Here is a 13803-nt window from a genome sequence, read left to right on the forward strand (position 1 = left end):
TAATTACATATTTATAGTACTAATGTATATGAAGGTATGATAATAGTGAAAAGAGTAGTAATTACTGGTATAGGTATTATATCTAGCATAGGTAATGATAAATTATCAGTACTTAATTCTTTGCAAGCTTTAAAATCAGGTATTACTTTTTCCAAAAGTATGCAAGATTTTGGTATGAGAAGTAATGTATGTGGAAATATTTTGTTACCGGAAAAAAAAATGCATCGTTCAAATATAAAATTTATGAGTGATGCTTCATTATATGCATATTTATCGATGAAACAAGCAATTAAAGATTCTCGTTTAAAAAAAACAATGTATCAAAAAAATTATAGAGTGGGATTAATTGTTGGTATAGGATGTAATTTTTTTCAAAATGCAATATATAAATTTAAAAAAAAAAAAATATTAAATACTTATTCATTAATTAAAAATATGGTATCAAATGTTTCAGCTTGTTTATCTGTTTCGTATCATATACATGGTATTAGTTATTCGTTAAGTTCTGCTTGTGCAACTTCTGCAAATTGTATTGGTAATGCTATGCAATTAATACAGTCTGGATTACAAGATATTGTTTTTTCGGGGGGAGCAGAAGAGGTGAGTTGTGAATTAGCATATGGGTTTGATTGTATGCATGTTTTATCTGCAAAATATAATAATATACCACAACAAGCATCTAGAGCGTATGATATTAATAGAGATGGATTTATCATTTCTGGAGGAGCGGGTATTGTAGTTCTTGAAGAATTAACACATGCTTTATCTAGAAATGCTCCAATTTATGCTGAAATTATAGGATATGGTACAGCTTCTGATGGAAATAGTATGATACTTCCTTCCGGTTTAGGTGTAATAGAATCCATGAAACAATCTATGAAACATATAAATATTTTGCATATTGATTATATTAATACACATGGTACATCGACTAAATTAGGTGATATTATAGAATTAAGATCTATACAATCTGTTTTTAAAAATCATAAACCCTATATTTCTTCTACCAAATCTTTAACTGGTCATTCTTTAGGAGCATCTGGAGTACATGAAATTATTTATATTATTTTAATGATGTTAAATAATTTCATTGTTCCTAGTATTAATATAGAATCATTAGATTTAGAAGCAGAAAGTATGAATATTTTATTATATAAAATAGAAAAGAAAATTTTTTTTGCTTTATCGAATAGTGTAGGATTTGGTGGAGTAAATGTATCTATTGTAATAAAAAGATATTATTAATATTATTTATATTATAATAATGTTATATAAATTTATTATGGTATGTGAGGATGAATTATGAATCAATTAATTGGTTTAAAACAATTTACAAAAATTGTTGCAGATAGTGGTAATTTTTATGAAATTAATAAATATAAACCTGAGGATGCAACTACTAATCCTTCGTTAATATTACAAAATATCAATATACCAGAGTATCAATGTTTAATTGATGATGCAATTGTATATAGCAAAAAGTTAGGAGGGGATAGAAATACAAAAATTATCCATGCTAGTGATAAATTAATTGTTAATATTGGTAATAAAATTTTACAATATATACCAGGTATGATTTCTACAGAAATTGATGCTAGATTATCTTTTAATACGGATTTATGTATTTTAAAAGCTAATAAGATTATAAATATGTATGAAGAACTAGGTATTGATCGTTCCCGTGTATTAATTAAATTAGCTTCAACATGGGAATGTATTCAAGCCGCTAAACAATTAAAAAAAGATAACATTAATTGTAATTTGACTTTATTATTTTCTTTTGCGCAAGCAAAAGCTTGTGCTGAGGCGGGTATTTTTTTAATTTCTCCATTTGTAGGTAGAATTTATGACTGGTATTGTAAAAATGGTTTATTAAAAAATTATCATGTATCTTCTGATCCTGGTGTATTAGCTGTACAAAAAATATATAAATATTATAAAAAATATGGATATAATACAATTATTATGGGGGCAAGTTTTAGAAATACTAAGCAAATATTAGCATTGTCTGGTTGTGATTGCTTAACTATTGCACCTATTTTTTTAGAAAAATTAAAAAATACAAATGCTATAGTAGAACGTAAATTAAATTTACCAAATAAAAGTATAAATACTGCTACTGCTTTAGATATATATGAATTTAATTTGGAACATAACCAAGATAGAATGGCGGTGGAAAAGTTATCTGAAGGGATACGTCAATTTAGTGATGATCAAGAAAAATTAGAAATAATATTAAATGATAAGATGTAAATATTTATTATAATAATAAAGACAGTATTTATTTAAGGGGGATTAATATGTATTCAAGAAGAGAATTATCTAATGCAATTAGAGTATTAAGTATCGATGCAATTCAAGAAGCTGGATCTGGACATCCTGGTGCTCCTTTAGGTATGGCGGATATAGCAGAAGTTTTATGGAGAAGTTGTTTAAAATATAACCCAAATAATCCGTATTGGGATAACCGTGATCGAGTTATTTTATCTAATGGTCATGCATCTATTTTGTTATATAGTGTTTTACATTTAACTGGATATGATGTTTCAATAGATGATTTAAAAAATTTTCGTAAATTAGATTCTAAAACTCCTGGACATCCAGAATTAGGGTGTACACCGGGTGTGGAAATGACTACAGGTCCTTTAGGACAAGGTTTAGCATCCGGTGTAGGTATGGCTATTGCAGAAAAAATTCTATCCTCTTATTTTAATCGTATGCAGTATAATATTATTGATCATTATACATGGGTGTTTGTGGGAGATGGATGTTTAATGGAAGGAATTTCTCATGAAGTCTGCTCATTAGCTGGTTCTTTACAGTTAGGAAAGTTGATTGTACTATATGACAGTAATAAAATTTCTATAGATGGTAATGTACGTAATTGGTTTAATGATGATACAGAACAGAGATTTAAGGCGTATAACTGGCATGTTATTAATAATGTAGATGGACATGATTCATTTTCGATTATGAAAGCTATGAATGATGCTAAACAAGTTTATGATAAACCATCTATTATTATTTTTAATACTATTATTGGTTTTGGTTCTCCTAATAAATCTGGAACATCTGAAGTACATGGAGCTCCTTTAGGAGAAAAAGAAAGTTATTTAACCAAAAATGCATTAAATTGGAGATATCCACCATTTTACATTCCTTCTAAGATGTATGAGATGTGGAATTTTAGTAAGCATGGTAAAATTTTAGAATCACAGTGGAATATTGTATTGCAACAATATCAATCACTATACCCAGCATTATTTAATGAATATTCTAGAAGGATGTCTGGATTATTACCTGTTAAATGGGCAGATAAAGTATTAAAATTTATTTCTCAATCTAATAAAAATAATATAAATATCGCTACTCGCAAAGCATCTCAAGATGTATTAGAATATTTTGGAAAAATATTACCAGAATTATTAGGAGGATCGGCAGATTTAGCTCCTAGTAATTTAACGTTATGGTCTGGATCTGTTCCTATTAATAAAAAAACATCAGGTAATTATATTCATTACGGTGTTCGAGAATTTGGTATGACAGCTATTGCAAATGGAATATCTAGTCATGGTGGTTTTATTCCCTATACAGCTACATTTTTAGTATTTTTAGATTATGCTCGTAATGCTGTTCGTATGGCATCTTTAATGCGTATTAGACAAATTATGTTATATACACATGATTCGATTGGATTAGGGGAGGATGGTCCTACTCATCAACCTATAGAACAATTATCTGATTTACGTTCCATACCATATATGAGTGTATGGCGTCCAAGTGATATAGTAGAAACCATTATATCTTGGCAATATGCTATTGAAAGATATCAAGGACCTACCGCATTAGTGTTATCTAGACAAAATTTACAGCAAGTAAAAAGGTCTGATGATCAAGTAAAGAATGTTATACGTGGTGGATATATTTTATCTGATTTTTCTAATAAGATTGATATTATTCTTATTGCTACTGGTTCTGAAGTATATTTATCAATCAAAGCTGCAAAAAAATTATATAGTTTAGGATATGGCGTGCGAGTTGTTTCAATGCCTTCTATTGATGTGTTTGAACAACAAGATGGTGAATATAAAGAATTAGTATTACCATCTAAAGTATTAAAGCGTATTGCTGTTGAAGCAGGAAAGTCTGACTTTTGGTATAAATATGTTGGTTATCAAGGGTTAATTATTGGAGTAGATACTTTTGGGGAATCAGCTTCTTCAGATTTATTATTTAAAAAGTTTGGATTTACAGTTAATTATATAGTAGAATGCGCAAAAAAATTATTAAATAAGTAATTTTTCAATAACATGTAATTATATATATGGTATAAAAATATTGAGTATAAAATATGTCTTGTTCTATTATTAAGTTAGCAAAAAAATTAATTGCTATCCCTTCTATTAGTCCATTAGACTTAGGTTGTCAAAACATTATTTCTGATAGATTATTCAAAATAGGTTTTAATATAGTTTCTATCAAAGATAAAGATACAAATAATTTATGGGCTTATAAAGGGGATGGAGTAACATTATCTTTTGCTGGGCATACAGATGTTGTGGATCCAGGAAATATTAAAAATTGGAATATTGCTCAACCTTTTCAACCAGTAATAAAAAATGGATATTTGTTTGGTAGAGGATCTGTTGATATGAAAGGATCCATAGCAGCTATGGTTGTTGCAATTGAAAATTTTATTTACAAAAAACCAAATTATACTGGTCGTTTATCTTTAATGATTACATCTGATGAAGAATCGGATGCAGATTTTGGTACCATTAGTATTGTAAAATATTTAAAGTTAATTAATGAACATATAAATTATTGTATAGTCGGTGAACCAACTAGTAATAATATTATTGGTGATGTTATTAAAGTTGGTAGACGTGGTTCATTATATGCGAAGTTATTAATTTATGGTGTTTCGGGTCATATCGCTTATCCTGAAACTGTTGAAAATCCCATACATAATTCTTTATTTTTTTTACACCAAATTGTAGATATGCATTGGAGTTTAGGTAATAAATATTTTTTACCTACTAGTATGCAAATTTTTAATATTTTTTCGAATACAAAAAGTAGTAATACTGTTCCTGGAACTATAACCATTGAATGTAATTTTCGATTTGGAACAGATATATCAGTACTTGAAATTAAAAAAAAATTTGAAAAATTACTATTACATTTTAATATTAAATATTCAATTAGTTGGTATTTATCTGCAGAACCATTTTTAACTCATTCAACGTATTTAATACAATTATTAAAAAAATCTATACATAAATTTAATTTAACTGATATTATTGTGTCTACTTCGGGTGGTACTTCAGATGGCCGTTTTATTAAAGAGATAGCTGATGAATTAATTGAGTTAGGTCCTGTAAATCGTACTATTCATAAAGCAAATGAATGTGTTAAAGTGAAAGATTTACAATTATTAAGTTTAATATATGAAGATTTAATGCATATTATTTTAAAATAATTAAATTGTTATATTCATTGTACAGAGTACCATATTTGATACTCTGTTTAGTAATATTGTATGAATTTAAATAATATTTTGATATTATCGTTTTTGTACATTATTTGAATATATTATAATGATATTTTTACATGATAATATGAGATTTATTAATTACTTTGTTTATAATATTTTTGGAATTTTTCGATAGTTGAGTTAATGGTAATCTTAAATTATTTCTTTTAATTAAACCCAATTTCCATGCTGCCCATTTTACAGGTATTGGGTTTGGTTCTAAGAATAATGCTTTGTGTATAGGTGTTAACTCTGAATTAATTAATCTTGCATTACTAAAATCTTTATTTAAAGCTAAATCGCACATTGTAGCCATTTTTTTTGCTTCTATATTTGCTGTTACAGAGATAACTCCATCTCCTCCTAATTGTATAAAATCTAAAGCAGTATTATCATCTCCACTAAGTAATATAAAATCTTTTTGAACTTTTTTTTTGATTTGATATACCCGAGATAAGTCTCCTGTTGCTTCTTTAATCCCGATAATATTGTGAATACGAGATAGTTTAATGACTGTTTCAGGTAATATATCACAACCGGTACGAGTTGGTACATTATATAATATTTGAGGAATATTTGTACTTTCTGCAATGGATTTAAAATGTTGATATAGTCCCTTTTGTGTAGGCTTATTATAGTATGGTGTTACAGTTAAACAAGCTGCAATACCTGTGTTTTCAATTTTTTTAGTTAATAAAATTGCTTCTCCTGTAGAATTTGCTCCAGTTCCTGCTATAATTGGTATTTTTCCTTGCGAAAAATCTATTGTTTGTAAGACTAAATAATGATGTTCTTCTGGTGTTAAAGTAGAAGATTCTCCAGTTGTTCCAACAGTAACAATAGCTTTTGTGTTATTTTGCATGTGATATGTAATTAATTTTTTTAAACTAATTTTACAAATATTACCTTTACTATCCATAGGTGTGATTAATGCTACTATACTACCTGTTAACATATTTGCTCCCATAAAATTGATAATAGTATATTAAAATATAATAATCAATTTTTGGATTGATCTTTCAGTCATAAGTATTAATGTTTTTATTGTAATTAATACATTTAAATTTATAATTTACATTAATATATGTGAGTAAAAAATATTCCATTATATTTATATACATCACTATGCTTGTTAATTAAATAATTTAAAATACAATATTTTATATTATTATTTAATAGTATGGATGATAAGTGGATTATTTTACTAAATGTAATTTTAATATTTTATTATGTTCATTTAAATACATGCTTTATACGTTATCTTTATGATATTGTGATTTATATCTTAATATATGATCCATAATTATTATTGCTGTCATAGCTTCTGCTATTGGTACTGCTCGAATTCCTACACATGGATCATGTCTTCCTTTAATGTTTAATTTGACATTTTCTACTTGTGTGTTGATTGTTGTTGTTTGTGTTCTTATACTAGAAGTTGGTTTAAATGCAATTTTTGCAATAATAGGTTGTCCATTACTAATTCCTCCTAATATTCCTCCTGCATGATTATTCAAAAATCCATTATGAGACATTGAATCTCTATTAGTACTACCCATTTGATTGATAACGGAAAATCCATCTCCTATTTCTACACCTTTTACTGCGTTAATACTCATAAATGCATGAGATAAATCTGCATCTAATCTATCGAATACAGGTTCTCCTATTCCTATTGGGACATTTTCTGCAATAATTGTTAATTCTGCTCCTATAGAATTTCCTATTTTTTTTAAATATTTAATCTGTTGTTTTAATTCTTTTATCTTTTTAATATTAGGGCAAAAGAATTGATTATAGTTAATTTCATTCCAAGAGTATAATTTGCATTTTATATTTCCCATTTGAGATAAATAACCCCTGATTCGAATATTATATTTATCTTTTAGGTATTTTTTTGCAATAGCACCAGCTGCTACTCTCATCACAGTTTCACGAGCAGAAGATCTACCCCCCCCTCTATGATCTCTTATACCATATTTCATATAATATGTATAATCAGCATGTCCTGGTCTAAATGTATGTTGTAAATCTTTATAATCTTGTGATCTTTGATCTGTATTTTTAATGGTTAATCCAATACTGGTTCCTGTTGTTTTTCCGTTCAATATTCCAGAAAGAATATTAATTTGGTCTAATTCTTTTCTGGGTGTAGTATATTTAGATTGCCCTGGTTGTCTTTTATTTAATTCTTTTTGGATATCTTTTTTAGAAATAAGAATTCCGGGAGGTATTCCATCAATAATACAACCTAATGCTTTTCCGTGTGATTCTCCAAATGTATGTACCTGAAAGATTTTACCAATAGTATTTCCTGGCATATTTTATCCTTATAAAATATTATTATAAATAAATATTGGATTTTTATTTATTATTTTGTATTATATTTTTATATAATTATATTTGTTGTATTATTTTTTTATATAATTTTTTATTTTAATATTGTATTTTAATTTATTATTGTAATTTATATATAATGTTTTTTATTCATTGATTTAATTTACTATAATTATTTATAAAGATTAATATTAAAATGAAGAATATATTTTATGTATATTAAAAATAATTATTCCTTTGGTATTATAAATGTATGGGAAAAAATAAATATTTTAATTATAAAGATATAGAATTATTTTATCAAGAATGCAAAGGTATAAAAAAGATAAATCAAGACACTGTTTTTCATAATCAGCATACTAAACTTAATTCAAAATATTTAAAAAAAAAAAATATTCATATACAAGATTACCATAGTAATTTTTTTACATTTCATAATTATAAAACAAAAATAATTACACAAGATCCAGTTGCTTATGTTCGTAATTCATCTGAAAAAAATGAATTAAAAAAACTAAAGAATAAATATTACATACCAGAAATATCGCTAGATGTACATGGATTAAATCAATTACAAGTTAAAAAAGAGTTAGGAAAATTAATTTTTATCTGTCACATAAAAAAATTTTTTTGTTTTTCTGTTATACATGGTCATGGAAAAAATATTTTAAAAAATCAAATTCCTATTTGGTTATCTCAACACCCAGATATAATAGCTTTTTCTCAATCTCCTAATATTGTTGGATATTATACTGCGTTATGTGTTTTAATAGAGAATAATTAGTTATTTTATATTTTCCATTTTTGAATGGTTTTAATATATTTCTGGTGATATAATCATTTCATTTGTATATACAATGAATAATTATTGTTTATAGAATATATTGGATTATTATTTTTATCATATTATATATTTATGATACGAAGATAGAACATATATTGGTTATTTGTAAAGGTTATGTAATGTTAAATAATAATCGGTTGCGTTTAGCTATGCAAAAATCAGGACGTTTAAGTAAAGATTCAAAAAAGTTATTATCATTATGTGGAGTGAATATTGATTTTAAAAAACAGCAATTAATTTCTTTTTCCGAAAATATGCCTATTGATATTGTTAGAGTGAGAGATGATGATATTCCTGGTTTAATTATGGATAAAGTAGTAGATTTAGGTATTGTCGGTGAAAATGTATTAGAAGAAGAATTATTACGACGGAAGATTGAATGTAAAGAATCTTTGTATAATATTTTACAACGTCTTGATTTTGGAATATGTAGGTTATCTTTAGCTATTCCTAATAGTAAACAATATAGTGGTTTTTCTTCTTTAAAAAATATGAGAATTGCTACTTCATATCCTTATTTATTACAACAATATTTTGATATTAGAAAATTACAATTTCGATTTTTTATATTAAATGGATCTGTAGAAGTTGCTCCTAGTGCTGGTTTATCGGATGCAATTTGTGATTTAGTTTCTACTGGAGCTACTTTAGAAGCTAATGGGTTAAAAGAAGTGGAGGTGATTTATTCTTCTCAAGCTTGTTTAGTTGCTCAACCTGGATATATTATGCATGCAAAAAAAATATTAATTAATAAATTAATTAATAGAATTCAAGGGGTTATGAAAGCAAGAGAATCAAAATATATTATGTTGCACGCTCCATCTTCTAAATTACAAGAAGTAATTTCCTTATTGCATGGTGCGGAACATCCCACAATATCTCGATTAGCTGGTGAGACCGATAAAGTTGCTATGCATATGGTAAGTAGTGAAACTGTGTTTTGGGAAACTATGGAAAAATTAAAAGCTTTAGGAGTCAGTGCGATTTTAGTTTTACCTATTGAAAAAATGATGGAATAAATTTATGCTTTTAAATAATAAAATAATATATTGGAATCAATTAAATAATAGTGCAAAAAAAAATATTTTATCAAGACCGAAAATTATTAAATCAAGTGATTTAAAGAGTTTAGTACAATCTATTATTTGTAATATACGTGATTATGGTGATGATATATTATATAAGTATACCAGACAATTTGATAAATTTTGGTTAAGTAATTTGAAAGTGGATATTAACCGAATTGATGATTCCAAATATTTAATTAGTAAAAATTTTAAACATGCTGTTAAATTAGCTAAATTGAATATTAAAGCATTCCATTCTCATCAATTAATGAAAAATATAGATATAAATACACAGATAGGTATACGTTGTCAACAAATAATTTTACCTATTGAATCAGTAGGTTTGTATGTTCCTGGTGGAACTGCCCCATTGACTTCTACTGTTCTTATGTTATCTATTCCTGCTAAAATTGCTGGTTGTAAAAATATTGTACTTTGTTCACCTCCACCTATTTCTAATGAAATTTTATATGTGGCTAAAAAGTGTGGAATTAATAATATTTTCCAAATTGGTGGTGCGCAAGCTATTGCTGCGATGGGTTTAGGAACGGAAACCATTCCTAAAGTAAATAAAATATTTGGACCTGGTAACTCATATGTAACAGAAGCTAAATTACAATTATCACAATTATTACCTGAATTATCTATTGATATGATTGCTGGTCCTTCTGAATTGTTAATTATTGCAGATGATACTGCATCTCCTCAATTTATTGCTTCTGATATATTAGCACAATTAGAACACGGTTGTGATTCACAAGTTATATTATTAACACCTAGTATAAATATTTTAAAGAAAGTATTATTAGAAATTGAATTACAGCTATTACATTTAAATAGATATAAAATTATTATACAATCTTTAAAAAATAGTAAATTTATTTTAACATATGATTTATTAGAATGTATAAAAATATCTAATATATATGCTCCAGAGCATTTAATGATTCAAACTGAAAATCCTAGGTTTTTATTAAAATATGTTGTTAATGCTGGTTCTGTATTTTTAGGATCTTGGTCTCCTGAATCAGTGGGAGATTATGCTTCTGGAACAAATCATGTTTTACCGACTCATGGTAGTTCTGTTTGTTTTTCAGGGTTAAGTGTACTAGATTTTCAAAAAAGAATTAGTGTACAAGAATTAACACCATTAGGTTTAAAAAATATTTCTGATTCTGTGGAATTAATCGCTTTAACAGAAAATATGGATGCTCATAAACAATCTATTACTTGTCGTGTTAATTCTATTAAGGGTGGATATGGAGAAAAGTATTAGAAATTTACCTAATAAACATATTGTTTGTTTAAAGGCATATAAGTCAGCTCGAAGTATTGGTGGAAAGGGGGATATTTGGTTAAATGCTAATGAGTTACCTGTATCTATAATACATAGTTTAAAAATTTTAGAATTAAATAGATATCCTGAATTTCAAGATAAAAAATTAATTTTAAAATATTCTATGTATGCTGGTACAGATTATGCTAATATTTTAATTAGTAGAGGCTCTGATGAATCTATTGAGTTATTGATTAGAGTATTTTGTGATTCTAAAATAGATTCTGTGATGACTTTTACCCCAACATATTCTATGTATTCTAAAATTGCTGAAATTTATAATGTTAATAATATTATTCTTCCTTTATTAAATAATAATAATTTAGATTTTAAATCTATTAAATTATTTCTTGATCAAGTCAAATTAATATTTATTTGTCGACCAAATAATCCTACTGGCTATATAATACATATCAAAGATATTATTCACATTTTAGATATAACACTTGGGAAGTCTATCGTTATTATTGATGAAGCATATATTGAATTTAATATACACGATAGTTTATCATACTTGTTAAAAATTTATCCTAATTTAGTAATTTTGCGTACTTTATCTAAAGCTTTTGGTTTAGCTGGTATTCGGTGTGGTTTTGCTTTAGCACATAGAGATGTAATTTTATTATTAAGAAAGGTAATTACTCCATATCCTTTACCTATTCCTACTATTTTAATTGCTATACAATCATTAAATGATAGTTCCATTCGTATTATGCAGAATAGAGTGTTAAAAATTAATAAAAATAGATTATGGTTATATAATCAGTTAAAAAATCTTTATATAGTGGAAAAAATTTTTTATAGTTTTGCTAATTATATTTTAGTAAAGTTTTTTTATTCTGATTATGTTTTTTGTACTTTGTGGAATAAAGGAATTATATTAAGGAATCAATCGCACGATTTGTTGTTAAAAGGATGTATTCGAATCTCAATTGGTACGAAAAAAGAATGTTATCAATTAATTATGACATTAAGAAATATTATATAATATATAAATTAATTATTTTAAGGAATAGGTGTGAAAAAAAAAATATTATTTATTGACCGAGATGGAACATTAATTCATGAGCCATGTGATAATTTACAAGTTGATAATATCGGAAAATTAATGTTTGAACCGTTTGTAATTATTGTTTTAAAAAAGTTAATTGAACTGGGTTTCACGCTAGTGATGGTCAGTAATCAAGATGGTTTGTATACTAAAAATTTTTCTTATAGTTCGTTTATTATTCCACACAAATGTATGGTAGACGTTTTTACATCACAAGGAATTGTTTTTGAATATATATTAATATGCCCACATTACCCAGAAGATAATTGTAGTTGTAGAAAGCCTAATATCGATTTAGTCATTCCTTGGATCATGAATAATGATTTTGATAAAAAAAACAGTTATTTTATAGGAGATCGTGAAACGGATGTAGAATTAGCTAATAAAATGGGTATTCAAGGTATTTTGTATGGTAAAAATGGTGTTAATTGGAATAAAATTCAAGATATTGTTTCTAAAAAATATAGATTTACACACAAAATTAGACGTAGTAAAGAAACAGACATAAAAGTATCATTATGGTTGGATAAAACAGGTAAGAGTGTTATTAATACAGGTATTAGTTTTTTTGATCATATGTTGGAACAGATTGCTATTCATGCGAATATTTTGATGCATATTCATGTTGCAGGAGATATTCATATTGATGATCATCATACAGTGGAAGATACTGGTATTGTTTTAGGTAATGCTATTTTAAAATGTTTAGGTAATAAATTGGGTATTAATCGTTTTGGTTTTTATGTTCCTATGGATGAAAGTGCTGCATATTGTTTATTAGATTTTTCAGGAAGGTCATATCTTAAATTTATAGGTACATTTAAGAATCAATTTATTGGTGATTTTAGTACTGATATGGTAGAACATTTTTTTAGATCGTTATCATTTTCTATGTATAGTACTGTACATATAGTTTCTACAGGGTACAACGATCATCATAAAATCGAAAGTATATTTAAAGCATTTGGTAGAGCATTAAAGAGTGCAGTATATTGTGAGGGTAATGTACTACCTACTTCGAAAGGAATATTATAAATGAATGTAGTAATTTTAGATACGGGTTGTTGTAATTTATTATCTATAAAATTAGCAATTATTAAATTAGGTTACAATCCTATTATAACTCACAATACTGAAATTATTTTACATGCTGATAAGTTATTAATACCAGGGGTAGGCAGTGCTTCAAGTATTATGAATTTTTTACATAAAAAAAATATAGTGGAAGTTATTAAAAATCTTACTTGTCCTACTTTAGGTATTTGTTTGGGTATGCAAGTTTTATCTTCTTATAGTGATGAATCTGGTGGTATGAATATGCTTAGTGTTTTAGATGAGCATGTTTCTTTATTATCAACAAAAAATTTACCTTTACCTCATATTGGTTGGAATCAAGTTTTATTAGACACAGATCATATTTTATTTAATGGTATTCGATCTGGTGCTTGGTTTTATTTTCTTCATAGCTATTCTTTTTCTATTAATCAATATACGATTGGCAAATCGTGTTATGATAAATATTTTTTTAGTTCAGTAATACAAAAAAATAATTTTTTCGGTGTACAATTTCATCCAGAAAAATCTGGATTAGTAGGTTCTAGACTTTTATTTAATTTTTTAGAGATGTAAATT

General features: G+C 26.4%; 12 protein-coding genes. 10 read left to right on the forward strand and 2 right to left on the reverse strand.

The window, feature by feature from the left end:
- The first annotated feature begins 45 nt into the window (after nucleotides 1–45).
- From AB4W54_RS00315 to dapE, 4 genes are read left to right on the forward strand one after another with little or no spacing between them, the layout of a single operon-like run.
- Entirely contained in the window at nucleotides 46–1245 is a 1200-nt protein-coding gene (locus AB4W54_RS00315) for a beta-ketoacyl synthase N-terminal-like domain-containing protein (RefSeq protein WP_367674611.1), read from the forward strand.
- Between the two features lie 57 nt (nucleotides 1246–1302).
- The gene (gene tal, locus AB4W54_RS00320) at nucleotides 1303–2253 is read left to right on the forward strand and encodes a transaldolase (RefSeq protein WP_367674502.1); all 951 of its coding nucleotides are present in this window, start codon (nucleotides 1303–1305) and stop codon (nucleotides 2251–2253) included.
- A 47-nt stretch (nucleotides 2254–2300) separates the two neighbouring features.
- Nucleotides 2301–4298: a transketolase gene (tkt, locus tag AB4W54_RS00325; RefSeq protein ID WP_367674503.1), complete on the forward strand. Its 1998-nt coding sequence runs from the start codon at nucleotides 2301–2303 to the stop codon at nucleotides 4296–4298.
- Nucleotides 4299–4351: 53 nt separating this feature from the next.
- Nucleotides 4352–5482: a succinyl-diaminopimelate desuccinylase gene (gene dapE / locus AB4W54_RS00330; RefSeq protein WP_367674504.1), complete on the forward strand. Its 1131-nt coding sequence runs from the start codon at nucleotides 4352–4354 to the stop codon at nucleotides 5480–5482.
- 127 nt (nucleotides 5483–5609) lie between these two features.
- On the opposite strand, the gene dapA is transcribed toward dapE, so the two are convergent.
- Both dapA and aroC read right to left on the reverse strand, forming a co-directional pair.
- The gene (gene dapA, locus AB4W54_RS00335; RefSeq protein ID WP_367674505.1) at nucleotides 5610–6491 is read right to left on the reverse strand and encodes a 4-hydroxy-tetrahydrodipicolinate synthase; all 882 of its coding nucleotides are present in this window, start codon (nucleotides 6489–6491) and stop codon (nucleotides 5610–5612) included.
- 295 nt (nucleotides 6492–6786) lie between these two features.
- A complete protein-coding gene (gene aroC / locus AB4W54_RS00340; RefSeq protein WP_367674506.1) occupies nucleotides 6787–7857 on the reverse strand; it encodes a chorismate synthase in 1071 nt (356 codons plus the stop codon).
- Nucleotides 7858–8126: 269 nt separating this feature from the next.
- Here aroC and smrB point away from each other — a divergent pair, with 269 nt between their 5' ends.
- The 6 genes from smrB to hisH all read left to right on the forward strand — a co-directional run bounded on the left by smrB (nucleotide 8127) and on the right by hisH (nucleotide 13800).
- Nucleotides 8127–8657, forward strand: a complete 531-nt coding sequence (smrB, locus tag AB4W54_RS00345; RefSeq protein WP_367674507.1) for an endonuclease SmrB — start codon at nucleotides 8127–8129, stop codon at nucleotides 8655–8657.
- A gap of 179 nt (nucleotides 8658–8836) precedes the next feature.
- Nucleotides 8837–9736: an ATP phosphoribosyltransferase gene (gene hisG / locus AB4W54_RS00350; protein ID WP_367674508.1), complete on the forward strand. Its 900-nt coding sequence runs from the start codon at nucleotides 8837–8839 to the stop codon at nucleotides 9734–9736.
- A 4-nt stretch (nucleotides 9737–9740) separates the two neighbouring features.
- Nucleotides 9741–11060 (forward strand): histidinol dehydrogenase, encoded by a 1320-nt coding sequence (gene hisD, locus AB4W54_RS00355; protein WP_367674509.1) that lies wholly within the window; start codon nucleotides 9741–9743, stop codon nucleotides 11058–11060.
- The gene (hisC, locus tag AB4W54_RS00360; RefSeq protein WP_367674510.1) at nucleotides 11044–12108 is read left to right on the forward strand and encodes a histidinol-phosphate transaminase; all 1065 of its coding nucleotides are present in this window, start codon (nucleotides 11044–11046) and stop codon (nucleotides 12106–12108) included. Before hisD ends, hisC begins: the two co-directional genes overlap by 17 nt.
- 30 nt (nucleotides 12109–12138) lie before the next feature.
- Nucleotides 12139–13206, forward strand: coding sequence for a bifunctional histidinol-phosphatase/imidazoleglycerol-phosphate dehydratase HisB (gene hisB / locus AB4W54_RS00365; RefSeq protein WP_367674511.1), 1068 nt, complete (start codon nucleotides 12139–12141; stop codon nucleotides 13204–13206).
- On the forward strand, nucleotides 13207–13800 hold the full coding sequence (hisH, locus tag AB4W54_RS00370; RefSeq protein WP_367674512.1) for an imidazole glycerol phosphate synthase subunit HisH: 594 nt from the start codon (nucleotides 13207–13209) through the stop codon (nucleotides 13798–13800).
- Nucleotides 13801–13803 lie beyond the last annotated feature (3 nt).

Origin of the sequence: Buchnera aphidicola (Pterocallis alni), assembly GCF_964059075.1 — a bacterium.
GTDB classification, from domain to species: domain Bacteria; phylum Pseudomonadota; class Gammaproteobacteria; order Enterobacterales; family Enterobacteriaceae; genus Buchnera_L; species Buchnera_L aphidicola_AN.

Bases quoted from the DNA above. Each gene is read 5' to 3' on its own strand.
- tal (WP_367674502.1), top strand. From the start codon at position 1,303: ATGAATCAATTAATTGGTTTAAAACAATTTACAAAAATTGTTGCAGAT.
- tkt (WP_367674503.1), top strand. From the start codon at position 2,301: ATGTATTCAAGAAGAGAATTATCTAATGCAATTAGAGTATTAAGTATC.
- dapE (WP_367674504.1), top strand. From the start codon at position 4,352: ATGTCTTGTTCTATTATTAAGTTAGCAAAAAAATTAATTGCTATCCCT.
- dapA (WP_367674505.1), bottom strand. From the start codon at position 6,491: ATGTTAACAGGTAGTATAGTAGCATTAATCACACCTATGGATAGTAAA.
- aroC (WP_367674506.1), bottom strand. From the start codon at position 7,857: ATGCCAGGAAATACTATTGGTAAAATCTTTCAGGTACATACATTTGGA.
- smrB (WP_367674507.1), top strand. From the start codon at position 8,127: ATGGGAAAAAATAAATATTTTAATTATAAAGATATAGAATTATTTTAT.
- hisG (WP_367674508.1), top strand. From the start codon at position 8,837: ATGTTAAATAATAATCGGTTGCGTTTAGCTATGCAAAAATCAGGACGT.
- hisD (WP_367674509.1), top strand. From the start codon at position 9,741: ATGCTTTTAAATAATAAAATAATATATTGGAATCAATTAAATAATAGT.
- hisC (WP_367674510.1), top strand. From the start codon at position 11,044: ATGGAGAAAAGTATTAGAAATTTACCTAATAAACATATTGTTTGTTTA.
- hisH (WP_367674512.1), top strand. From the start codon at position 13,207: ATGAATGTAGTAATTTTAGATACGGGTTGTTGTAATTTATTATCTATA.